This window comes from Streptomyces doebereineriae (genome assembly GCF_031845645.1).
GTDB lineage: Bacteria > Actinomycetota > Actinomycetes > Streptomycetales > Streptomycetaceae > Streptomyces > Streptomyces canus.
Genome location: NZ_JAVREZ010000022.1, coordinates 128,489 through 149,699, shown reverse-complemented (window position 1 = coordinate 149,699; position 21,211 = coordinate 128,489). Strand labels below are relative to the sequence as shown.

The following is a 21,211-nucleotide window of genomic DNA, read 5'->3' as shown; positions in this document are numbered from 1 at the left end:
TTGTGCTAGGAGAATATCGGATCGAAGGCCGACGCGCATCGGAGATTGCGGCGAGCGTCGAGAGCGCGGTGGGTGCCGGAGAGCTGGCGCCTGGGCAACTACTGCCTCCCATGAGGGAGTTGGCGGTGGATCTCGGGGTGAATCCCAATACGGTCGCGGCCGCCTACCGCACCCTGCGCGAGCGCGGGGTCATCGAGACCGCCGGGCGAAGGGGCAGCCGGGTGCGGTCGAAGCCGGCCACCACGGGACGCGAGTACATCCGGGTGGAGGTCCCGGAGGGCGTGCGGAACGTGGCGAACGGCAACCCGGACCCGGCGCTGCTGCCCCCGCTGGCGCCGGCCTTCGCCGCCGCCGCCGAACAGGGCGACCGGGAGCCGGTCCTGTACGGAGAGGCGACCGTGGACCCGGAGCTGGCGCGCCTGGCGCGAGAGTCGCTGGATGCGGACGGCGTTCCGCAGGGCCCTCTCGCCGTCGCCTCCGGCTCCCTGGACATGATCGAGCGCGTCCTGGCCGCCCACCTCAAGCCGGGCGACACGGTCGCCGTGGAGGACCCCGGCTGGGGCAGCCTCCTCGACCTGGTCCCGGCACTCGGCCTGCGCATCGCCCCGGTGGGTGTGGACGACGAGGGCCCGCGCGCCGACGACGTACGCAAGGCCCTGGAGTCCGGCGCCCGTGCCCTGATCATCACCGACCGGGCCCAGAACCCGACCGGTGCCTCGGTGACCGCCACGCGTGCGCGTGCCCTGCGCGCCGTCCTCGAGGATCACCCCGACATCCTCCTCATCGAGGACGACCACGGCCACGGCATCGTCGACCTGCCCCTGCACCCCCTGGCCGGAGTCACCCGCCGCTGGGCCTTCGTCCGCTCGGTGGCCAAGGCCTACGGCCCCGATCTGCGTCTGGCCGTCCTCACCGGCGACGAGGTGACCGTCGACCGCGTCCACGGTCGCCACCGCCTGGGCCCCGGCTGGGTCAGCCGCATCACCCAGCGGGCGGTGGTGCACCTGTGGGCCGAGGGCGTACTGGACACGGTGGAGGTGGCGGCGGCGTACCGCGAGCGCCGCGACCGGCTGATCGGCGCACTCGCGGAACGCGGAGTCGGGGCGCACGGCCGCAGCGGCCTCAACGTATGGATCCCGGTCCCGGACGAGACGGGCGCGGTGTCCCGCCTCCTGCACGCGGGTTGGGCCGTGTCCCCGGGCGCCCGCTTCAGAATGAGCGCACCGCAGGGGATCCGCGTGACGGTATCGACGTTGGCGACGACGGAGGTGCCCCACTTGGCGGACGCGATCGCGAGGGCCTTGAGCCCGTCGCCGACCCGGAACCATGTGTGAGGGGAAGGTGAGCTGCTTTCAGGGTCGGGGCCGGGGAACCGCGCGACCGTCACCTGCGCCCGCGCCCGCGCCCACCGACAATCCACCCACCCCGCCCCATCAGGCGCCTCGCCGCACCTGACTGAGCGCTGCCCCGGCGAGCACGATCACCGCACCCACCGGTGTCGACCAGCTCAACGACTCGCCGAGCACCGCGACTCCCGCCCCCGTGGCGATGACCGGAATGAAGTACGTGACCATCTGCGCGGTGGTCGGCCCCACTTCGGCGACCAGTCCGTACTGAACCAGCAGCGCCAGCCCCGTCCCCAGCGCACCCAGCGCCGCTATCGCAAGCAGGGGCAGCACATCGACATGGGTAGGAATCCCGGAGAACAGCGAAGTGACGACCGCCAGTTGCACCGTGGCCAACAGCAACTGCGCCCCCATCAGGGATATGTGGGAGTACCCCACACCGGCCAGAGTGCGACGAACGTAGATCCACCCGATCGGATAGCTGAGCGAGGCGAGCAGGGCCATCGCCGTCCCCCTGCCGTCCAGCCCGCTGAACCCCTGCCAGGCCCCGAGAACCGTCAGCACCCCCAGGAACCCGAGCCCGAGCCCGGCGACCCGCACGCGCGTGGGCCGGTCCTCGGACAGTGCGACGACGGACAGAGCCATCCCCCACAGGGGCGAGGTCGCGTTGCAGATCCCCGCCAGCGTGGACGGGATCGTCAACTCCGCGTAGGCGAAGAGGGAGAACGGCAGTGCGTTGATCAGGAACCCCGCGACCGCCAGATGACCCCACGTCCGCACCCCGCGAGGGAGCCGCTCCCGCCGCACCGTCATCGCCGCCGCGAGCACCAGCGTCCCGAACACCAGCCGCCCGAGCGTGACCTGGAAGGGCGCATAGCCCTCGGTGCCCACCTTGATGAGCAGAAAGCTGAACCCCCAGATCAGCGAGAGCACGCCGAAGCGCAGGCGCCAGTCGAGGGCGGGGCGGCGGGTGGTCCGCGGTGGGGCTTCGGTGACGGTCGCGGTGGTCATGCCGACCACGATCCGGCACATGATCTCGTAGCACAAGCGAGTTTTTGAGCGAGATATCTCGTAGTATTGCTTACATGTTGAACCTGGAGCGCCTGCGCACCCTCGACGCCCTCGCCCGGCACGGCTCGGTCAGCGGCGCCGCCGAGGGCCTGCACATCACGACCTCGGCCGTCTCGCAGCAGATGTCCAAGCTGGAGCGCGAGGTCGGCCAGCAGCTCCTCGCCAAGAACGGCCGGGGGGTGCGGCTCACCGACGCCGGTCGGCTCCTCGCCGACCACGCGGCACGCATCCTGTCCCAGGTGGAACTCGCCCAGTCCGACCTGGAGGCCCAACGCGGCCAGGTGGTGGGGGATTTGAGGATCGCCGCGTTCCCGACCGCCGCACGCGGCCTGTTCCCTGCCGCGCTCGCGGGCCTGCGCTCGGCGCATCCGGGCCTGCGGATCAGCTCGAGCGAGATGGAGCCGGAATCGTCGGTCCTCGCCGTGATCCGCGGTGACTACGACCTCGCGGTCGTCCTGGACTGGTACAACAAGCCGCTGCCCATGCCCGACGGGCTGGTGAAGGCCTCGATCGTCGACGACACGGCCGACGTGGCGATGCCCGCGACCCACCGTCACGCGCACCGGAGCGAGGTCGACCTGGAGGACTTCGCGGACGACGACTGGGTCACCTGGGGAGAGAGCGAGTTCTGTCACGAGTGGCTGATGCACACCCTCCGCTCCAAGGGCATCGAGCCCCGCGTCGCGCACCGCGCGGAAGAGCATCCGACCCAAATCGCCCTGGTCGGCGCCGGGCTCGGTGTGTGCGTGGCGCCCCGGCTCGGGCGCGGGCCGATCCCGGAGGGCGTGCGGACCGTGCCCGTACGGCAGTCGGTCAGCCGGCACATCTACGCCGTGTGGCGCGCGGACGCCGACCGCCGCCCGTCGATCCGGGCGGCGGTCGAGGCTCTGAAGTCGGCGGCGGTGAAGGCCGTTTGAGGCTGGTCCCGAATGGCGGACCGGGCCGGCGGCAAGGCGTCCGGTGAGGCGCTGTTCCTCGCAGTCGGTCTCGTCCGCCGGACAGCCCTACGCCGGGCCCAGCTTGCGGAAGTCCCAGGAGACGATCTTCTCGGGGGTCAACCGTATCCAGGCGTGCCGGCCGTCGTGCGGCATCTCCTCCAGGCGGAAGTTCTTGCGGGCGAACAGCGTCTCCGGGACGTCGAGTTCCGCGCGCAGCTCTCCGGTGCGCGGAGCCTCGCCCACGAAGTCCACCGTCCCGGACAACTCCACGCCCTGCAGCTCGTCGTACTCCTCACCCGTGTCGACCACGATCGCGACCCGTGGATCGCGGCGCAGATCGGTCCAGCGCTTGCTGCGCACGACGGAGTACAGCCACAACGAGGTGCCGTCCCAGGCGAACCAGAGCGTGCTCACATGCGGAGCGCCATCGGCGGAGACCGTGGCGACCCGGCAGGTGCGCTGGCTGGTCAGGAACTCGTCCAGCTCGCCCGGCGTCATCATGATCTTCCGGCCGCGGCGCTGAGTGACGGTCATGCATCCCCCTCTTTCTCCCACGTCGTGTCAGAGGAGAGATCCTCTGACATCACGTCAGAAAAGGATGGGTCGTCTTCCGTCCCGACGCAATGGTGGCTACTGTCACCGGCTCCGGGCCGTCGGCGACCAGGGGGAACCGTGCCGTCGTACGAACAACTCAGCGAACTCCTCGCTCCCGAGAGCACTGTCCTGCTCACCGTCGAATGCCAGCAGGGCGTCGTCGGACCGGAGAGCGCGCTGCCCGAACTCGCCCGTGAGGCGCGGACCTCGGGTGCCCTCGCCAACGTCGCCCGCCTGGTCGACGCCGCGCACGGGAACGGGGTCCAGGTGATCCACGCGATCGCCGAACGCCGTCCGGACGGGCGCGGCGCCAACCATAACGCCCGCCTCTTCCGTGCCGCCGAACGCCTGCCCGTCCAGCAGCTGGCCGGGACCACCGCGGTGCGGGTGGCGGCCCCGATCGAGGTGAGCGAGGAGGACTTCGTCGTACGACGGCTGCACGGCCTGTCGCCGATCCAGGGCACCGAGGTCGACGCGCTCCTGCGCAACCTCGGCTGCCGCACACTGGTGGTGACCGGAGTCTCCGCCAACGTGGCCGTCCCGAACGCCGTCTTCGACGCCGTGAACCGCGGCTACACCGCCGTGGTGGTGACGGACGCCATCGCCGGGGTGCCCTCCGACTACACCCCGGCGATGATCCGTCACACGCTCGCCCTCGTGGCCACCCTCGCCACCACGGACGAGATGCTGACCTGTCTGGGACGACCCCGCCGGCCCGGGCGCGTCTGACATCTCATGCGAGTGAGATCGAGTCGCCGCTGACGGTGATCTTCTCCTCGGGCAGCGGCTGGGTCGCCGGCCCCTTCTTCACGCTGCCGTCCGTCACCGAGAACTCGCTCTTGTGGCACGGACAGGTGATGACCCCGTTGGTGATGCCCGTCACCGCACACCCCTGGTGGGTGCACTTCGACGAGAACGCCTTGAACTCGCCCGCCGTGGGCTGGGTGACCACCACGCCCGAGTCCTTGAAGATCTTGCCGCCGCCCTCGGGGATGTCCGAGGTCTTCCCGAGGACACTGCCGGCGGCGGCAGTGTCCGACGACGAGGACGAGGAGGAGGAGTCGTCCTCCGACCCGCACGCGTTCAGGGTGAGGGCGAGTCCTGCCGCGCCGACCGCCGCCACGACGACCCGGCGACTGGGGGCCGATGAGGGATGAATCGAATCGCTGGCCATGCTGACGTCCCCTTCCACGGAATCTTTGAACTGCCCTGAGGTACGGCCCCGGAGTGCCCGTTGTTCAGACACCCCCCAGTAACCTGGGGCGATGCTCAAGGAAGCCATCGCGACCCGCTACATCACGCCTCTGCGCGAGGGCGGCTCGCTGCCGGGGCTCGTCGAGGCCGACGACCGCGGGACGTACGTCATCAAGTTCACCGGCGCAGGTCAGGGCCGTAAAACCCTGGTCGCCGAGGTGGTGGCCGGGGAGCTCGCCCGCAGGCTCGGCTTCCGGGTGCCGCAGCTCGTGACGCTCGACCTCGACCCGGACCTGGGGCTCGGCGAGCCCGACGAGCGGGTGCAGGAGCTGCTGAAGTCCAGCGGCGGCACCAATCTCGGCATGGACTTCCTCTCCGGAGCGCTCGGCTTCGACCCGCTCGCCTTTTCGGTCGGCCCGGAGGAGGCCGGCCGGATCGTCTGGTTCGACGCGCTGGTCAACAACGTCGACCGCTCCTGGCGCAACCCCAACTTGCTGTGGTGGCGGGGCGAGGTGTGGCTCATCGACCACGGCGCGACCATGATCTGGCAGCACAACTGGCCCGGCGCCGAGAAGTCCGCCGCCCGTCCCTACGACGCCTCGGACCACGTTCTGAAGCCCTTCGCACCGGATGTCGCCGCGGCCGCCGCCGAACTGGCCCCCCGGGTCACCGAGGACCTCCTCGCCGAGGTCACCGCCGAGATCCCGGACGCCTGGCTGGCCGGCGAACCCGGCTTCGAGTCGCCGGACGACCTCCGGCGGACCTACGCACGGCCACTGCTCGCGCGCGCGGCCGTCGTCCATGAGCGGATCGAGGGGATCAAGTGACCGAGCGCCACATCATCAGGGGCGGCCGCAGCGACGACCGCGAGGTCTTCGAGTACGCCCTGCTGCGGGTGGTGCCCCGCGTCGAGCGCGGCGAGTGCATCAACGCCGGGGTGCTCGTGTACTGCCGCGCCAAGGCCTACGTCGGCGTGCGCACCCACCTCGACGAGGCCCGGCTGCGGGCGCTCGACCCGGAGGCGGACGTGGCCGGTGTCCGGGCCGCGCTCCACGCCGTCGAGGGGGTCTGCGCCGGCGGTGAGGGGGCCGGGCAGGCCGCCCGCGACGACGCCGGCCGGCGCTTCCGCTGGCTGATCGCGCCCCGCTCCACCGTGGTCCAGCCGGGCCCCGTGCACACCGGGCTCACCACCGATCCGGCCGCCGAACCGGAGCGTCTGCTCGACCTGCTGGTCAGGTAATGGATCACACCCGGCTCGTGGGACGTTGACACCGCGTGCCATCGCTTCTAGCGTCACGTCTGCTGAAGGTACTAAGCGGTCGCTCACCGAATGGGCCGTACATTCTCAGGTCGATTTCCCCAGGTCGATTTCTCAAGGGCGAGGAGAACCAGCAATGTCCACCACAGAGCAGCGGGTAGCCGTGGTCACGGGTGCCGCACGCGGCATCGGCGCCGCCACCGCCGTACGACTGGCGGCCGAGGGGCGCGCGGTCGCCGTGATCGATCTCGACGAGGCCGCCTGCAAGGACACCGTGGAGAAGATCACCGCGGCCGGAGGCCGGGCGATCGCGGTCGGCGCGGACGTCTCCGACGAGGCCCAGGTGCAGGCCGCCATCGCGCGCGTGGCCGAGGAGCTCGGCGCGCCGACGATCCTCGTGAACAACGCGGGCGTGCTGCGCGACAACCTGCTGTTCAAGATGAGCGTCTCCGACTGGGACACCGTCCTGAACGTGCACCTCAGGGGCTCGTTCCTGGTCACCAAGGCCATCCAGAAGCACATGGTGGACGCGGGCTTCGGCCGGATCGTCAACCTGTCCTCGTCCTCCGCCCTCGGCAACCGCGGCCAGGCCAACTACTCCGCCGCCAAGGCCGGTCTCCAGGGCTTCACCAAGACGCTCGCCATCGAGCTCGGCAAGTTCGGCATCACCGCCAACGCCGTCGCCCCCGGCTTCATCGCCACCGACATGACCGCCGCGACCGCCGAGCGCGTCGGCATGGGCTTCGACGAGTTCAAGGCCGCGGCCGCCACTCAGATCCCGGTCGCGCGCGTGGGCGAGCCCGACGACATCGCCAACGCCATCGCCTTCTTCACGGGCGAGGCGGCCGGATTCGTCTCCGGCCAGGTGCTGTACGTCGCCGGCGGACCGCTCGACTAGGGAAACGGGATCATGACTTCGCAGCTCCCCGAGCTTTCGGGCAAGGTCGCGCTCATCACGGGCGCCAGCCGCGGCATCGGCTACGGCATCGCCGAGGCGCTCGTCGCACGCGGTGACCGGGTGGTCATCACCGGCCGCACCGAGGACTCCCTCAAGGAGGCCGTCGAGCAACTCGGCGCCGAGCGTGCCGTCTACGTGGCGGGCAAAGCGCACGACGAGGCGCACCAGACCGCCGCCGTCGAGCGCGCCATGGAGGCCTTCGGGCGCGTCGACTACCTGGTCAACAACGCCGGTACCAACCCGGTGTTCGGGCCGATCGCCGACCTCGACCTGAATGTGGCGCGCAAGGTCTTCGAGACCAACGTGATCTCCGCGCTCGGCTTCGCCCAGAAGACCTGGTACGCCTGGCAGAAGGACAACGGCGGCGCGATCGTCAACATCGCCTCCGTCGCGGGTATCGCGCCCTCGCCCTTCATCGCCGCGTACGGCGTCAGCAAGGCCGCGCTGATCAACCTCACCCAGCAGCTCGCGCACGAGTTCGCGCCGGGGGTGCGGGTCAACGCGATCGCCCCCGCCGTCGTGAAGACCAAGTTCGCGTCGGCCCTGTACGAGGGCCGGGAGGCGGAGGCGGCCGCGTCCTACCCGCTGGCCCGGCTCGGCGTGCCCTCCGACATCGGCGGCGCCGCGGCCTTCCTCACCTCGGCGCAGTCCGACTGGGTCACCGGCCAGACGCTCGTCGTCGACGGCGGCATCTTCCTCAACGCGGGAGTGAGCTGACCCTCGTCGTCTCGGCACGGGCGCCCGTTGACACCGTCGGCGCCCGTGTCGAACGCACAAAAGCCTCACAGGGGATTTACAGGGTCATCACGCTGAGGTGATCAAGCTCCCTGTGAACGAACCGGTTGAGTGTGCGTGGCGCTGCGGTATGTTTTGCCGACTCTCGGCACGGCATTTCGAGGAGCAAGCGCGTGTTCAAGCGGAACCGATACCTGCCGCCCCTCGCGGCCCTCGTGTCCATATCCACGGTGGCCGGATGTGGGGTGTTCTCCTCGGACTCCTCCGACGGCGGGAAAGCGATCATCGTGGGGACCACCAGTGCCCCGGCCACGCTGGACCCCGCGGCCTCCTGGGACAACTCCTGGGAACTGTTCCGCAACGTCTATCAGACGCTCCTGAACTACTCCCCCGGTGCCTCCGACCCCGAACCCGACGCGGCCGAGAGCTGTGAGTTCACGGACACGTCGAGCACCGTGTACAGCTGCACCCTGCGCGAGGGTCTGAAGTTCTCCGACGGGCACACACTGGACGCCAAGGCCGTCAAGTACTCCATCGACCGGATCAAGAAGATCAACCTCAACGGCGGCCCCGCCGGCCTGCTGGGAACGCTCTCCCGAGTGCAGGTGAAGGGTGACCGCGAGGTCGTCTTCCACCTCAGCCAGCCCGACGCCACCTTCCCCCTGGTGCTCACCACGCCGGCCATGTCGATCGTGGACCCCGAGGAGTACTCCGCGACCGCGATCCGCAAGGACGGGAAGATCAGCGGCTCGGGGCCCTACAGCCTCGACTCCTTCAAGGAGGGCGAGAAGGCCGAGCTCGTCCGCAACGACAACTACAAGGGCATAGCGGACCTCAAGAACGACGCCGTCACCATCCGCTACTTCCAGCGGTCGGACGAGATGGTCAAGGCCCTCAAGGACAAGGAGATCTCGGTCGTGTACCGCGGTCTCGGGGCCTCCGACACCGTCGACATCGAGACCAACCAGCAGAAGGAGGGGCTCCAGCTTGTGGAGAACCCCACCACCGAGATCAGTTACCTGGTGTTCAACCCCAGCGACCCGTGGTCCGCGAAGCCCGCGGTCCGCAAGGCCGTCGCCCAGGTCGTCGACCGCCCGGCGCTCGTGCACTTCGTCTACAAGGACACCGTCGAGCCGCTGTACTCGATGGTCCCGGCCGGTCTCACCGGCCACACCACGGGTTTCTTCGACGACTTCGGGGACCCCAGCGTGGCCAAGGCCAAGCGGTTCCTCAGGGAGGCGGGGATCACCGAGCGCGTCCCGCTGACCCTCTGGTACACCAGCGACCGCTACGGCTCGACGACCAAGCCCGCCTTCCAGGAGCTGAAGCGGCAGCTGGAGGCCTCCGGGCTCTTCAAGATCACCCTCAAGAGCCGCCCGTGGAAGACCTACGTCGAGGGCTACCAGAAGGGCGAGTACCCGGTGTTCGGGCGCGGCTGGTTCCCCGACTTCCACGACGCCGACAACTTCATCGCGCCCTTCGTGGGTCAGCAGAACGCGCTCGGCACCCCGTACGACGCCCCCGAGATCACCGGCAAGCTGCTGCCCGAGTCGCGCGCGGAGAGCGACCGCGGGGCCGTGGGGCCGCAGATCGAGGAAGCCCAGCAGGTCTTCGTGGACGACACCCGGCTGGTGCCGCTGTGGCAGGGCAAGCAGTACGTGGCCGCGAACGAGGAGATCGCCGGTCTCGAGAAGGTCATCGACCCGGCGACCATGATGACGATGTGGGAGCTGTACTGGAAGACCAGCTGGTAGCGGCGCGCTGTCAGTGGTCGCCTGTAGGTTCTTGAGCCTGCAAGTGACCGCACATCGTGAGGACGTTGACGTGACCGACACCGCCATGCTGCCCGAGTCCTGGCGCGGGGTTCTGGGCGACGAACTGCAGCAGCCGTACTTCAAGGAGCTGACGGAGTTCGTCGAGGACGAGCGGGCGAAGGGTCCCGTCTACCCGCCGCGCGAGGAGGTCTTCGCCGCCCTCGACGCGACGCCGTACGACCAGGTGAAGGTCCTGATCCTCGGTCAGGACCCGTACCACGGCGAGGGCCAGGGCCACGGCCTGTGCTTCTCGGTCCGCCCCGGCGTCAGGACCCCGCCCTCCCTGCGGAACATCTACAAGGAGATGAAGGAGGAGCTGGGCCTGGAGATCCCGGACAACGGCTACCTCATGCCCTGGGCCCAGCAGGGCGTCCTGCTGCTCAACGCGGTGCTCACGGTCCGCTCCGGCGAGGCCAACTCGCACAAGGGCAAGGGCTGGGAGAAGTTCACCGACGCGGTGATCCGCGCGGTGGCCGAGCGGCCCGATCCGGCCGTCTTCGTGCTGTGGGGCAACTACGCGCAGAAGAAGCTCCCCCTGATCGACGAGAGCCGGCACGTCGTGGTCAAGGGCGCGCACCCCTCCCCGCTGTCGGCGAAGAAGTTCTTCGGCTCCCGCCCGTTCACGCAGATCGACGAGGCGGTCGCCCGGCAGGGCCACCAGCCCATCGACTGGACGATCCCGAACCTCGGCTGACCCGTCCGCCGGGCCGGTGCCGCACGGCCCCGGCCCGGTCCCGCCTGACCTCGATTGTCGGTGGCGGCGGCTAGCGTCGGCAGGGACAGGGGACGACAGCCGACAAGGGCCCGGAGGACGCTTTGACGGAGCGACAGGAGCAGGCGGCGCCGGACACCGTGATGACCCGGATCGGGCAGGTCGTCATGCTGTGTCACGCGGGGGACCGCGAGGAGGCCCGGCACCGATTCCTGGCCCTGTGGGCGGAGATCGGCGAGGACGGCGACCCGTTGCACCGCTGCACCCTGGCGCACTACATGGCCGACGCCCAGGACGACCCCTGCGACGAACTCGCCTGGGACCTCAGGGCGTTGACGGCCGCCGAGGATCTCACCGAGGACCGGCCGGCCCGGCACGAGGGCGCTCTCGCCGTGCGCGCCCTCTACCCCTCCTTGCACCTCAACCTGGCCGCCGACTATGTGCGGCTCGCCCGCACGGACGCCGCCCGCACCCATCTGCGCCGGGCCCGCAGAGCGGCGGACGCTCTGGGGGAGGACAGCTACAGCGACGGTGTGCGGGCGGCGATCAACAGGCTGGAGCTACGGCTCGGCGAGGGTGGATCCGCCGCTGACGGACGGTGGGGTCCGCCGAGGCAGCGGCCCTGAGACCGGGGTACCTCAACGCCCGTATGTCTGGTCGCAGATGACCGACTCGGGGCTGCCCTCCGGCCAGCCGCCGTACTTCCTGCCGAGCGCACAGACGTCCTTCGGACCCTTGGGGACCGACTTGGCCACGTCCGGGATCTCGACCCGGGGCGGCCGGTAGTGCCGGACGTCCGGGTGCCGAGGCGCAGGATGTGCCGGATGTCCGGGATGCCGTGGATGTCCCGGACGCGCCTGTGCGGGCTGTCGGGGCTGCGGCTGCGCGGGAACCGCCGCGGTCCCCGGGGCACTGTCGCGCGGCGCGGCTCCCTCCGGCTTCGCCGACCGGGACGGATCGATCATGGACAGTGCCTCCTGGGCCGGGGCCTGCACGATCTGCGGCTGCGCCTCACCGTCCGGGTGGGCGTCACCCGGTCCCGGCAGCCGTGACGGTGCCGTCGTCGGCGGCGGCCCGGACACAGGTGGACGCTGGACCGTCACACAGCCGGTGAGGGCCGAGACAGCCACGGTGACCAGGAGCGTTGCGGTAGTCGTGGTTCGATGCACCCGCGCCACTCTGCTGGTTCGGGCGACCGCGGCGACAGCGGACGAGCGGAGGTTGCCCCGCACGAGTGATCTCCGCCCCCGTACGGTGTGCTCAAGCCTCCCGGTGCTGACGTCAATCGCCGGTGACGCCGTCGATGCGCTCGCGGATCAGGTCGGCATGGCCGTTGTGGCGGGCGTACTCCTCGATCATGTGGGTGTAGAGCCAGCGCAGGTTGAACCGCTCTCCGGTCCGGCGGTGCTTGCCCACGGTGATGTCGTCCAGGCCGAAGCGGGCCGCGTTCTGCCGGGCCTTGTCGATCTCGGCCTGCCAGGTGCCGTGCGCCTCCTGCCAGGTGTCGGCCTCCGTGAGACGGAACTCGCCGTCCGGGTCGGCCTCGGTGTAGTAGATCGGCGCCGCGTCCTCGTCGGTCAGGACCCGGCGGAACCAGCTGCGCTCCACCTCCGCCATGTGCCGCACCAGGCCCATCAGGGAGAGCGTGGACGGCTCCACCGCGGCGGTCCTGAGCTGGGCGTCGGTCAGGCCTTCGCACTTCCAGGCGAGGGTCTGCCGGTGGTAGTCCAGCCAGCCCTCCAGCATGCTGCGTTCGTCGGCGGTGGTCGCGGGTTCGGCGCGCTGAGTCGTCATACTCGCATCCTGACCCAGCTCACCCCTCACCACCAGCGAATTCCCGGCCGTCGGCCGGGGCCCGCCGCAGCCGCCGTATGCTTCCGGCAAGGCCCTGGCCGGACAACCTGGAGGAGTCCTCGTGAAGGTCGGCTGCATCGGACTCGGTGACATCGCGCAGAAGGCGTATCTGCCGGTGCTCGGCGGCCGGCCCGGCGTCGAACTGCACGTGCAGACGCGGACGCCGGCGACGCTGACCCGGGTCGCCGACGGTCTCCACCTTCCCGACGGCCAACGGCACCAGGACCTCGACTCGCTGCTCGCCCAGGACCTCGACGCCGCCTTCGTGCACGCGCCGACGAGCGTGCACCCCGACATCGTCGCGCGGCTGCTGGAGGCGGGCGTACCGACATACGTCGACAAGCCGCTCGCCTACGAACTCGCCGACTCCGAACGGCTGGTGGCGCTCGCCGAACAGAGCAACGTGAGTCTGGCCGTCGGGTTCAACCGGCGTTTCGCTCCTGGGTACACGCAGTGCGCCGATCATCCGCGCGAGCTGATCCTCATGCAGAAGAACCGGATCGGGCTCCCGGAGGACCCGCGCACGATGATCCTGGACGACTTCATCCACGTCGTCGACACCCTGCGGTTCCTGGTGCCGGGGCCGGTCGACGACGTGACGGTACGCGCGCGCGTGCAGGACGGACTGCTGCACCACGTCGTGCTCCAGCTCGCCGGGGACGGCTTCACCGCGCTCGGGGTGATGAACCGGCTCAGCGGCTCGGCCGAGGAGATCCTGGAGGTGTCCGGGCAGGACACCAAGCGGCAGGTCCTCAATCTCGCCGAGGTGATCGACCACAAGGGCCAGCCGACCGTGCGGCGGCGCGGCGACTGGGTGCCGGTGGCCCGGCAGCGCGGCATCGAGCAGGCGGTGCTCGCCTTCCTCGACGCCGTGCGTGCTGGAAAGGTGCTCAGCGCCCGGGACGCGCTGGCGACCCATGAGCTGTGCGAGCGGGTGGTACACGCGGTTCAGGAGCGGTCCGCCTGAACCGCCGGCCCAGCTGGGCGGCGCACCACACGGCGAGGATCAGCAGGGCCGCGTGCACCGGCCAGTCGCCGAAGCGGACGTACGGCGTCGTCCCGGTCGCCAGCGGTACGTCGTACACGCGCGAGGTGCTGGAGTCGGTGCCGATCCACCGGCCGACGCGCTGTCCGCTCGCGTCGTAGACGGCGGAGACGCCCGTCAGGGTCGAGTGCACCATCGGGCGGCCCGTCTCGGCGGCGCGCAGGGCGGCGAGCGAGGCGTGCTGCTCGGGGGCCCAGCTCTGCTGGAAGGACGAGGTCGCCGACTGGGCGATCAGCAACTGGGCGCCGTCCTCGGCGAGATGGCGGCTCATGTCGGGGAACGCCGACTCGAAGCACACCATCGGCCCGACCTTCAGCCCGTGACCGACGTCCATCACGACCTGCTCGGAACCGTGCCTGCGGTTCTCGCCCGCCGCCTTGCCGACCGAGGTGACCCAGCCGAGCAGCGAGCGGGCCGGGATGTACTCGCCGAAGGGGACGAGCCGCATCTTGTCGTAGCGGTCGCCGGTGAGTCCGCCGGGGCCCACGAGCACCGAACTCTTGTAGATGCCGGGCTTGTCGGAGCGGCGGGCGTCCACGTTGACGAGGATGTCGGCGCCGGTCTCCTCGGAGAGCGCCGCGATCCGCTTCGCCAGGTCGGGCCGGTCCCCGAGGTCGAAACCGACACTGCTCTCGCCCCACACGATCAGGTCGACGTCCTGCGCGGCGAGGTCGCGGGTCAGCTGTTCCTCGCGGGCGAAGCGCCGGTCGGGGCCGTCGATGACACCGGGCTGGACGACCGCGATCCGTGTCGTGCCCCCGGTGTCGGGGCGCGGTGACCACATCCAGGCCGCCGAGGTCACGGCGGCCGTAGCGACAAGACCGGCCACCGCCGGGACCCTGGACTCACGGACCGTCACCAACACGGCGACCGCCACATTGACGGCCACGATCAGGAAGCTGAGCAGCCACACCCCACCCACCGAGGCCAGCCGCAGCGCCGGTTCCACCTCCCACTGGCTGGAGCCGAGTACGCCCCACGGGCCGCCGAGCCCCTGCCAGGAGCGGACGAGTTCGATACCGAGCCAGCCGGACGGCAGCACGGCGAGCGCCGCCGCGATCCGGCCCCGCGAGGGCGTCCCGGCCAGGAAGTGCCGCAGCAGCGCGCCCCACGGCGCCCACAGCGCGCCGAGCAGGGCGCCGATGACGAAGATGAACACACTCAGGCTCGGCAGCAGCCAGTGGTGCATCCCCACCATGAACCCGAACCCCCCGGCCCAGCCGTCGTACGCCGCCCGTTTCGCCGTGGGAGCCGAACGGATCAGCACGATCCAGGGCACGAGGGCGATGTAGGCGAACCACCACAGGGACGGTGCCGGGAACGCGAGGACGGGGAGAGCGCCTGCCACCGCGGCGACGATCGAGCGCCGCCACGGGGAGGCGAGCCAGTGGCCGAACGTGTTCATACGGCGCCTCCTACCCCGTGGGTGACTCCAGTGTGCGTGTGGTGGACCACCCCGAGGGTGTCGGCTCAGTTGATCACAGGTGAGGGCCGAGGGTTCGGCAGTCGCCGCCACTTCTCCTGTACGACGACCTCGCGCAGCCGCCAGCCGTCGTCCGTGCGCAGCGCGGTGAACGCGTACCGGCCGCCGCAGACGAAGTCGGGGGCGGTGGAGGCGGTGCCGTCGTCGGCGAGGCGCATCGGGTTGATGTAGTCGGCCTGGACGCGGGCCGTGTCGCCGGTGTCCTGGTCCAGGGTGCCGAACCGGACGCGGCGGTTGACGATCAGATGCTGGCGCATCGAGAACAGCCGCAGGCTCTCCGCGAGCCATGCGGCGACCTTGCGCGCGTCTCCCTCGACCCCGCCCGCCGAGCGGTAGTCGGCCCGCCCGTCGGAGGTGAACAGTCCTCGGTAGGCCTCCCAGTCGCCGTCGTCCACGGCCACGGCGTAGTCGGTGACGAGTGCGTCCACGGCCAGCCGGTCCATCACGGTCGCGAGCTCCACACGCTGCGTCATCGGCTCAGTGTTGGGCATGGGGCGGGCCGAGCCAAGGGGCGTGCGGTGACATTCGGACGGCGGGCCGGGGGTGATCGGGGGACGGGATTGGTCGAGGGCGGGTGGTCAGCCGTCGGCCACGACGTCCACCGGCCAGGCGGCCGAGTGCGGGCCGAACCTGTTCTCGGCCGCGAGGGCGACCAGCCGGGCGTTGCGCGCCTCGGCCTCGGGGCCGTCCGGCAAGTGGTAGTCGTGGCCCGCGCGAGCGGAACTGGCCTGCACGGACGTGGCGGCCGGGACCCGCCTGCGGACGTACCGGTCGAGCGCTTCGGGCACCTCGTCGGGTGCCGTGCCGGTGAGGCAGTCGCCGAGCACGGCCGCGTCCATGATGGCCTGGGCCGCGCCCTGGGCCTGGAACGGCACCATCGCGTGCGCGCTGTCGCCGAGCAGGGTCACTCGGCCGACGTGCCAGCGGGTGAGCGGGGCGCGCGTGTAGATGCCGTAGCGCAGGACCTGGCCCGCGCGGTCGAGGACGGTCAGCAGCCGGGGGTCCCAGCCGGAGAACGTGCGCAACTGCTCGCCGGGTTCCGCCCGGGCGGTCCACGACTCCTGCGCCGCGTGGTCCGTCACGAACACGGCGACGACGTTGAGCAGTTCGCCGCGGCGCAGCCAGTAGTGGACGACGTGGCGGCCCGGGCCGAGCCAGCCGGCGTACTCCGGGAGATCCAGGTCGGCGACGTCGGCGGCGGGGAGCAGGGCCCGGTATGCGACCGTGTGCGAGAACACCGCCTCGTCCGCGCCGAAGAGCCACTGGCGGGCGGCTGAGCGGATGCCGTCGGCGGCGACGACGAGGTCGGCGTCCAGACGTTCACCGCTCGACGTGGTCACGTGGGCCGCGGTGTCGTCCTGGTCGATCCCCACGACGGCGGTGGCAAGGCGCAGCGACTCGGGTGGTACGGCGGCGGCCAGGGCCTGTTGGAGATCGGCGCGGTGGACCTGGAGGTACGGCGCCCCGAACTCCTCCTCGGCCGCACGGCCGATGACATAGCGGCAGATCTCGGAGCCGTCGGACCAGGTGCGGAAGCTCACGTGGGCCGGGCGCGTGGACTGTTCCGCCACGGCGTCGAGCAGATCAAGGCGGCGTAGTACGCGCGTGGCGTTGGGGGCGAGCTGGATACCGGCGCCGATCTCGGTGAGCTGGCGCGACTGCTCGACGAGCGTCACCTCATGTCCTGCCCGGCGCAGGCTCAGTGTCACGGTCAGTCCTCCGATGCCCGCGCCCACGACGATCGCTCTCATGGCATGACCTCACTTCGACGGTCGTACCGGCGGCTCGGCGGACGTGGGCTCAGGCGGCCTCGATGACGGCATTGCGGATCGCGGCCGCCCACTCGACCACCAACAGCTCGTACTCCGCGCGCTCCTGCGACGACAGCGTGCCGCCGGCGCGCATCCAGAGCGCCCGGATCTGCTCGTTCACCTCGGCAGCAGACCGCGCGGAACCACGGGTCAGAGAATCGGGGGACATGCGCACAAGCCTAGGCGCAAGCACTGACAGTCCGCTACCGGACGGCTACGCAGAACATATGCGATTGGTCACGGATTCCGGGGCGCGCGCCCCGGTGCCGGGGCCGGGTCAGCCGACCCAGACGACCACACACCGACCGCGATGGGCGGCCGCGCGGTAGAACTGCCGCATCGCAGCCAGGTGTTCGACCAGGTGGGCGCACGTCGCCGACGAACCCCGGGCCGAAGCCGCACACGGCCGCGGCCTCGGCGGAGGAGGCCGACAGGTCCGCGAGCAGGGCGCCCACGCCGACATCGCCGTCCGGGTCGCCGGAGACCGCGCGTTCGAGCAGGGCAGCCACCGTGCCCGGGGCAGTGGCGGACGGGCCCCACACCGCCCAGCCCGCGGCGGCGTGTGTCAGCCCGCGGACTCCGCCGCGTGCGGGCTCAGGGCGCCCATCGTGACCAGGGCGATGATGACGATGCCCAGGGCGATGCGGTACCAGACGAAGGGCATGAAGCTCTTGGTCGAGATGAACTTCATGAACCAGGCGATGACCGCGTAACCCACGACGAAGGCGATCACCGTGGCGAAGATCGTGGGGCCCCAGGAGACGTGGTCGCTCTCCATTGCGTCCTTCAACTCGAAGAGGCCGGAGGCCAGTACGGCGGGGATGGCGAGAAGGAAGGAGTAGCGCGCGGCGGACTCGCGCTTGTACCCCATGAACAGGCCGCCACTGATCGTCGCGCCGGAACGGGAGACGCCGGGGACGAGGGCCATGGACTGGCAGAGGCCGAAGATCAGGCCGTCCTTGACGCCGAGGTCCTCAAGGCCCTTGCGCTGCTTGGGCGCGCGGTGCCGCCCGCCGTGCTCGTCGCGTGCCGCCAGCCGGTCCGCGACGCCTATGACGATGCCGACGACGATCAACATCGTGGCGGTGATGCGCAGGTCCCGGAACGGCCCCTCGATCTGGTCCTTGAACAGCAGTCCCAGCACACCGATGGGGATGGAGCCGACGATCACCAGCCAGCCCATCTGGGCGTCGTGGTCGCTGCGCAGCTCCTTCTTGACCAGGGAACGGCTCCACGTCGAGATGATCCGCCCGATGTCCTTGCGGAAGTAGATCAGTACGGCGGCCTCGGTGCCGATCTGGGTGATCGCGGTGAAAGCCGCCCCTGGGTCCTTCCAGCCCGAGAAGGCCGCCGTCAGGCGCAGATGCGCACTGGAGGAGACGGGAAGGAACTCTGTCAGCCCCTGGACGAGTCCGAGGACGAGTGATTCAAACCAAGACATGAAGTTACGGCGTCCAAGTGCTGGTCGTGTGAGGGGAGTCGGGCGTGCCACATCACCGGGCGCGGTGATCGGGGTGCGAGGGCAGCGTAGCGCCCCGCGGTGACGGCCCGGCCACAGGGGCGGGTGCGCGCTTACGCGGCCGTCGGGCCCTTCACCGTCCAGCCGGGGGACTGCGGATGGGACGTCAGGTCCTCGTGCACCACCGTGCCGCCGCAGGCCGCGCAGGCGACGACGGGCGTCAGTTCATGGCCGCAGCTGTGCTCCACGACCATGGGCCGGTCCTCGTCCTCGCGCAGGTGCCGGTCACCCCACGCCATGAGTGTCAGCAGCACCGGCTCCAGTTCGAGCCCTGCCTGTGTGGGCCGGTACTCGAAGCGCTGAGGTCGCTCGCTGTAGACCCGCTTGGTCAGGATCCCGGCGCCGACGAGCCGGCGCAGCCGGGTGGCCAGGATGTCTCGCGGGGCCCCGATGTTGCGCACGAGCTGGTCGAAGCGGCCGTTGCCCAGGCAGACCTCCCGCAGCACGAGCAGGGAGTACTTCTCGCCGACGAGGGCCAGGGCATCGGCGATCGAACAGGGGCGCGGGTCTCGGGTGGCGGCCATGATGCCCAGTCTAGGGGAGGGTTTGGTTCTCCAACTCAAGGGTTTGATTTTCCAACCCGCAAGGCTATGGTGAGTTTGGATTCCCTACTCACTGGTAATCGCCCTCATTGATGGAGGCCCGCACCATGCGTGACGCAGTCATCGTCGAAGCCGTACGCACCCCCATAGGCAAGGGCAAGCCCAACGGCGCCCTCGCGCACGTGCATCCCGTCGAACTCCTCGCCCACACCCTGCGCACCCTCGTCGAGCGCTCCGGCGTCGACCCGGCGCTCATCGACGACGTCATCGGCGGCACCGTCGACCAGGTCGGCGAGCAGGCCATGAACACCACCCGCTACGCGGCACTGTCAGCCGGCTTCCCGGAGACGGTCCCGGCGACCACCGTGGACCGACAGTGCGGCTCCTCCCAGCAGGCCGTGCACTTCGCCGCGCAGGGGGTGATCGCGGGCGCGTACGACCTCGTCGTCGCCTGCGGGGTCGAATCGATGAGCCGGGTGCCGATGTGGTCGAACGTTCCCGAGGGCAAGGACCCCTTCGGTCCCGGGGTCGCCGAGCGCTACAAGGAAGGCCTCGTCCCGCAGGGCATCAGTGCCGAACTCATCGCCGCCAAGTGGTCGATCACGCGCGAGCGGATGGACGCGTTCGCCGTCTCCTCGCACCAGAAGGCGGCCGCAGCCTGGGAGAAGGGCCTCTTCGACGCCGAGGTCGCGCCGCTGGACGGTGTCTCGCGCGACGAGTGCGTACGCCCGGGCAGCACCCCCGAGACCCTCGCCGGCCTGAGGCCCGCCTACTACGACCCGAACTTCGCCGAACGCTTCCCGCAGATCGAGTGGAACGTGACCGCGGGCAACGCGAGCCCGATCAACGACGGCGCCTCGGCCGTCCTCATCACGTCGAGCGAGACGGCCGAACGGCTGGGCCTGCGCCCGCTGGCCCGCCTCCACAGCTTCGCCGTCACCGGCTCCGACCCGATCCTCATGCTCACCGGAGTCATTCCCGCCACGGAGAAGGTCCTGCGCCGAGCCCACCTCACCCTCGACGACATCGACCTCTTCGAGGTCAACGAGGCGTTCTCCAGCGTGGTCCTGGCCTGGCAGCAGGAGACGGGTGCGGATCTGTCCAAGGTCAACGTCCACGGTGGCGCGATAGCGATAGGCCACCCCCTGGGTGCGAGCGGCACCCGTCTGACGACGACGCTGGTGCACGCGATGCGGGAACACGGGGCCCGCTACGCCCTGCAGACGATGTGCGAGGCGGGTGGACTGGCCAACGCGATGATTTTGGAGAGGGTGTGACGAGCGCCCCTTAGCGGCGCGCTCAGCCCCACCCCGTCAAGCGCTCAACGACGGCGCAGGTGATGCCGCTTGCGCCACGCCACGATCGCCCCCGCCAGCCCCGGCAGGGCAATCGCCGCCATGGCGATCAGAAAAGCGGGCGAAGTCGGCGCCGAAGCCCGCGCCCCGGCGACCACGTACGCGGCGGTGTTCGGGATCGACCCGAGCGCCGTCGCGACGAGGAACGGGACGTACCTCATCCGGGAGACCGCGGCACAGTAGTTCGCCGCCCAGAACGGGACTCCGGGGAACAGCCGGGCCGCCAGCATCGACCGGAACCCATGCCGACTGAGCTGCCCGTCCGCCGCCTTCAGCCACCGCCCCCGCAGCAGCGGCCGCAGGGCGTCCTGCCCGAGTATGCGGCCCAGGCCGAAGGCGATCCCTGCCCCGAGCACCGTGCCGGCGAGGGCCGACGCGAGTCCGAGCTGCGAACCGAAGAGTGCTCCGGCGGCGAGATTCAGCAGGGGCCGCGGCACGAACGCCACGGTGCACAGCCCGTACGCCACCCCGAACACGACCGCGGCCGCGACCCCGCCGAGCTGGGGCGGCCAGCCGTCGGAGAGCAGTCTCTGTGGCTCGAAGAGCAGGACCGTGGACGCGGCGCCCGCGAGCAGCGCGACGAGCAGGGACAACCGGGACCACGGCGACAGCAGCACTCTCGTGCAACGGGAGGTGAGACCCACCGGAGCGGGGACGGGGAGAGCGAGCTCCGTGGCGATGGCCGGGGGAGTGGCCGTGGCGGTGCCCCCAGAGCGGGTGGTGGCATCGAGCATCCAGTGACGGTAACCGACATGGATGTGTGATCGCCGTATGGGTGCCGTCGATCGCGCGGGCGGGCGGCGACAAAAACCGTTCGACGTGGGACGACGCGTGGGACATGATCTGCGTCATGTTCCGGTACGCCTTCGCTCTCGCAGCATCCGCAGTCGCGGATGCGCCGAAGGCTGCCGTTCCCGTGTTCCTGGCCGCCGCAGACGGCGCCCGAAGCTGACCCTTCCCGGACAGTCCGGCGGACCCCGCA

Annotated in this window: 25 protein-coding genes; 13 read left to right on the top strand and 12 right to left on the bottom strand. The window is 70.4% G+C overall.

The genetic code is table 11. The annotated features are described in order from the left end of the window. The first annotated feature begins 2 nt into the window (after window positions 1-2). Window positions 3-1,334 (top strand): aminotransferase class I/II-fold pyridoxal phosphate-dependent enzyme, encoded by a 1,332-nt coding sequence (locus RNB18_RS42355; RefSeq protein ID WP_311719443.1) that lies wholly within the window; start codon window positions 3-5, stop codon window positions 1,332-1,334. Between the two features lie 99 nt (window positions 1,335-1,433). On the opposite strand, the gene RNB18_RS42350 is transcribed toward RNB18_RS42355, so the two are convergent. Continuing rightward, window positions 1,434-2,357 (bottom strand): DMT family transporter, encoded by a 924-nt coding sequence (locus RNB18_RS42350; protein WP_311719442.1) that lies wholly within the window; start codon window positions 2,355-2,357, stop codon window positions 1,434-1,436. Window positions 2,358-2,431: 74 nt separating this feature from the next. Between RNB18_RS42350 and RNB18_RS42345 the strand changes: the two genes are divergently transcribed. Then, window positions 2,432-3,334 (top strand): LysR family transcriptional regulator, encoded by a 903-nt coding sequence (locus tag RNB18_RS42345; protein WP_311719441.1) that lies wholly within the window; start codon window positions 2,432-2,434, stop codon window positions 3,332-3,334. Window positions 3,335-3,421: 87 nt separating this feature from the next. Here RNB18_RS42345 and RNB18_RS42340 read toward each other — a convergent pair whose 3' ends face one another. Continuing rightward, window positions 3,422-3,889, bottom strand: coding sequence for a pyridoxamine 5'-phosphate oxidase family protein (locus RNB18_RS42340; protein WP_057610529.1), 468 nt, complete (start codon window positions 3,887-3,889; stop codon window positions 3,422-3,424). 138 nt (window positions 3,890-4,027) lie between these two features. Between RNB18_RS42340 and RNB18_RS42335 the strand changes: the two genes are divergently transcribed. Then, entirely contained in the window at window positions 4,028-4,678 is a 651-nt protein-coding gene (locus RNB18_RS42335) for a cysteine hydrolase family protein (protein ID WP_311719440.1), read from the top strand. 4 nt (window positions 4,679-4,682) lie between these two features. On the opposite strand, the gene RNB18_RS42330 is transcribed toward RNB18_RS42335, so the two are convergent. Beyond that, on the bottom strand, window positions 4,683-5,123 hold the full coding sequence (locus RNB18_RS42330; protein WP_311719439.1) for a Rieske (2Fe-2S) protein: 441 nt from the start codon (window positions 5,121-5,123) through the stop codon (window positions 4,683-4,685). Window positions 5,124-5,214: 91 nt separating this feature from the next. On the opposite strand from RNB18_RS42330, the gene RNB18_RS42325 reads away from it, so the two are divergent. From RNB18_RS42325 to RNB18_RS42295, 7 genes are all read left to right on the top strand, one after another. Further along, the gene (locus tag RNB18_RS42325; RefSeq protein WP_311719438.1) at window positions 5,215-5,970 is read left to right on the top strand and encodes a HipA family kinase; all 756 of its coding nucleotides are present in this window, start codon (window positions 5,215-5,217) and stop codon (window positions 5,968-5,970) included. After that, window positions 5,967-6,383: a DUF3037 domain-containing protein gene (locus tag RNB18_RS42320; protein WP_311719436.1), complete on the top strand. Its 417-nt coding sequence runs from the start codon at window positions 5,967-5,969 to the stop codon at window positions 6,381-6,383. The genes RNB18_RS42325 and RNB18_RS42320 overlap by 4 nt, the downstream gene beginning before the upstream one ends. 154 nt (window positions 6,384-6,537) lie before the next feature. Next, the gene (gene fabG, locus RNB18_RS42315) at window positions 6,538-7,299 is read left to right on the top strand and encodes a 3-oxoacyl-ACP reductase FabG (protein ID WP_069766276.1); all 762 of its coding nucleotides are present in this window, start codon (window positions 6,538-6,540) and stop codon (window positions 7,297-7,299) included. A gap of 12 nt (window positions 7,300-7,311) precedes the next feature. Then, the gene (locus RNB18_RS42310; RefSeq protein WP_311719435.1) at window positions 7,312-8,076 is read left to right on the top strand and encodes an SDR family oxidoreductase; all 765 of its coding nucleotides are present in this window, start codon (window positions 7,312-7,314) and stop codon (window positions 8,074-8,076) included. A gap of 191 nt (window positions 8,077-8,267) precedes the next feature. Next, a complete protein-coding gene (locus RNB18_RS42305; protein WP_311719434.1) occupies window positions 8,268-9,848 on the top strand; it encodes an ABC transporter substrate-binding protein in 1,581 nt (526 codons plus the stop codon). A gap of 70 nt (window positions 9,849-9,918) precedes the next feature. Continuing rightward, window positions 9,919-10,602 (top strand): uracil-DNA glycosylase, encoded by a 684-nt coding sequence (ung, locus tag RNB18_RS42300; protein ID WP_311719433.1) that lies wholly within the window; start codon window positions 9,919-9,921, stop codon window positions 10,600-10,602. Window positions 10,603-10,724: 122 nt separating this feature from the next. Then, complete coding sequence (locus RNB18_RS42295; RefSeq protein WP_311719432.1) at window positions 10,725-11,246, top strand: hypothetical protein; 522 nt, start codon at window positions 10,725-10,727, stop codon at window positions 11,244-11,246. A gap of 12 nt (window positions 11,247-11,258) precedes the next feature. Here RNB18_RS42295 and RNB18_RS42290 read toward each other — a convergent pair whose 3' ends face one another. Further along, complete coding sequence (locus RNB18_RS42290; RefSeq protein WP_311719431.1) at window positions 11,259-11,789, bottom strand: hypothetical protein; 531 nt, start codon at window positions 11,787-11,789, stop codon at window positions 11,259-11,261. A gap of 112 nt (window positions 11,790-11,901) precedes the next feature. Next, entirely contained in the window at window positions 11,902-12,414 is a 513-nt protein-coding gene (locus RNB18_RS42285; protein ID WP_311719430.1) for a DinB family protein, read from the bottom strand. 121 nt (window positions 12,415-12,535) lie between these two features. Between RNB18_RS42285 and RNB18_RS42280 the strand changes: the two genes are divergently transcribed. Next, window positions 12,536-13,441, top strand: coding sequence for a Gfo/Idh/MocA family protein (locus RNB18_RS42280; RefSeq protein WP_311719428.1), 906 nt, complete (start codon window positions 12,536-12,538; stop codon window positions 13,439-13,441). On the opposite strand, the gene lnt is transcribed toward RNB18_RS42280, so the two are convergent. The 6 genes from lnt to RNB18_RS42250 all read right to left on the bottom strand — a co-directional run bounded on the left by lnt (window position 13,365) and on the right by RNB18_RS42250 (window position 18,856). Continuing rightward, a complete protein-coding gene (gene lnt / locus RNB18_RS42275; RefSeq protein ID WP_311719427.1) occupies window positions 13,365-14,924 on the bottom strand; it encodes an apolipoprotein N-acyltransferase in 1,560 nt (519 codons plus the stop codon). The genes RNB18_RS42280 and lnt overlap by 77 nt on opposite strands. A 65-nt stretch (window positions 14,925-14,989) precedes the next feature. Next, a complete protein-coding gene (locus tag RNB18_RS42270) occupies window positions 14,990-15,475 on the bottom strand; it encodes a nuclear transport factor 2 family protein (RefSeq protein WP_311719426.1) in 486 nt (161 codons plus the stop codon). Window positions 15,476-15,580: 105 nt separating this feature from the next. Beyond that, entirely contained in the window at window positions 15,581-16,753 is a 1,173-nt protein-coding gene (locus RNB18_RS42265; RefSeq protein WP_311719425.1) for an FAD-dependent monooxygenase, read from the bottom strand. Window positions 16,754-16,802: 49 nt separating this feature from the next. Next, the gene (locus tag RNB18_RS42260) at window positions 16,803-16,982 is read right to left on the bottom strand and encodes a hypothetical protein (RefSeq protein ID WP_311719423.1); all 180 of its coding nucleotides are present in this window, start codon (window positions 16,980-16,982) and stop codon (window positions 16,803-16,805) included. A 396-nt stretch (window positions 16,983-17,378) separates the two neighbouring features. Further along, on the bottom strand, window positions 17,379-18,254 hold the full coding sequence (locus tag RNB18_RS42255; RefSeq protein ID WP_057610546.1) for an undecaprenyl-diphosphate phosphatase: 876 nt from the start codon (window positions 18,252-18,254) through the stop codon (window positions 17,379-17,381). Between the two features lie 131 nt (window positions 18,255-18,385). Further along, the gene (locus tag RNB18_RS42250) at window positions 18,386-18,856 is read right to left on the bottom strand and encodes a winged helix-turn-helix transcriptional regulator (protein WP_311719422.1); all 471 of its coding nucleotides are present in this window, start codon (window positions 18,854-18,856) and stop codon (window positions 18,386-18,388) included. Window positions 18,857-18,981: 125 nt separating this feature from the next. On the opposite strand from RNB18_RS42250, the gene RNB18_RS42245 reads away from it, so the two are divergent. Continuing rightward, window positions 18,982-20,151 (top strand): thiolase family protein, encoded by a 1,170-nt coding sequence (locus RNB18_RS42245; protein ID WP_311719421.1) that lies wholly within the window; start codon window positions 18,982-18,984, stop codon window positions 20,149-20,151. A gap of 44 nt (window positions 20,152-20,195) precedes the next feature. Here RNB18_RS42245 and RNB18_RS42240 read toward each other — a convergent pair whose 3' ends face one another. Continuing rightward, complete coding sequence (locus tag RNB18_RS42240; protein WP_311719420.1) at window positions 20,196-20,963, bottom strand: TVP38/TMEM64 family protein; 768 nt, start codon at window positions 20,961-20,963, stop codon at window positions 20,196-20,198. A 26-nt stretch (window positions 20,964-20,989) separates the two neighbouring features. On the opposite strand from RNB18_RS42240, the gene RNB18_RS42235 reads away from it, so the two are divergent. Next, window positions 20,990-21,181 (top strand): hypothetical protein, encoded by a 192-nt coding sequence (locus RNB18_RS42235; RefSeq protein WP_311719466.1) that lies wholly within the window; start codon window positions 20,990-20,992, stop codon window positions 21,179-21,181. The last annotated feature ends 30 nt before the right edge of the window (window positions 21,182-21,211 follow it).

Excerpts from the sequence above, each read along its gene's own strand:
- RNB18_RS42350 (WP_311719442.1), bottom strand. The coding sequence starts at position 2,357 with ATGACCACCGCGACCGTCACCGAAGCCCCACCGCGGACCACCCGCCGC.
- RNB18_RS42345 (WP_311719441.1), top strand. The coding sequence starts at position 2,432 with ATGTTGAACCTGGAGCGCCTGCGCACCCTCGACGCCCTCGCCCGGCAC.
- RNB18_RS42340 (WP_057610529.1), bottom strand. The coding sequence starts at position 3,889 with ATGACCGTCACTCAGCGCCGCGGCCGGAAGATCATGATGACGCCGGGC.
- RNB18_RS42330 (WP_311719439.1), bottom strand. The coding sequence starts at position 5,123 with ATGGCCAGCGATTCGATTCATCCCTCATCGGCCCCCAGTCGCCGGGTC.
- RNB18_RS42325 (WP_311719438.1), top strand. The coding sequence starts at position 5,215 with ATGCTCAAGGAAGCCATCGCGACCCGCTACATCACGCCTCTGCGCGAG.
- fabG (WP_069766276.1), top strand. The coding sequence starts at position 6,538 with ATGTCCACCACAGAGCAGCGGGTAGCCGTGGTCACGGGTGCCGCACGC.
- RNB18_RS42310 (WP_311719435.1), top strand. The coding sequence starts at position 7,312 with ATGACTTCGCAGCTCCCCGAGCTTTCGGGCAAGGTCGCGCTCATCACG.
- RNB18_RS42285 (WP_311719430.1), bottom strand. The coding sequence starts at position 12,414 with ATGACGACTCAGCGCGCCGAACCCGCGACCACCGCCGACGAACGCAGC.
- lnt (WP_311719427.1), bottom strand. The coding sequence starts at position 14,924 with ATGAACACGTTCGGCCACTGGCTCGCCTCCCCGTGGCGGCGCTCGATC.
- RNB18_RS42270 (WP_311719426.1), bottom strand. The coding sequence starts at position 15,475 with ATGACGCAGCGTGTGGAGCTCGCGACCGTGATGGACCGGCTGGCCGTG.
- RNB18_RS42265 (WP_311719425.1), bottom strand. The coding sequence starts at position 16,753 with ATGAGAGCGATCGTCGTGGGCGCGGGCATCGGAGGACTGACCGTGACA.
- RNB18_RS42260 (WP_311719423.1), bottom strand. The coding sequence starts at position 16,982 with ATGTCCCCCGATTCTCTGACCCGTGGTTCCGCGCGGTCTGCTGCCGAG.
- RNB18_RS42255 (WP_057610546.1), bottom strand. The coding sequence starts at position 18,254 with ATGTCTTGGTTTGAATCACTCGTCCTCGGACTCGTCCAGGGGCTGACA.
- RNB18_RS42250 (WP_311719422.1), bottom strand. The coding sequence starts at position 18,856 with ATGGCCGCCACCCGAGACCCGCGCCCCTGTTCGATCGCCGATGCCCTG.
- RNB18_RS42245 (WP_311719421.1), top strand. The coding sequence starts at position 18,982 with ATGCGTGACGCAGTCATCGTCGAAGCCGTACGCACCCCCATAGGCAAG.
- RNB18_RS42240 (WP_311719420.1), bottom strand. The coding sequence starts at position 20,963 with ATGCTCGATGCCACCACCCGCTCTGGGGGCACCGCCACGGCCACTCCC.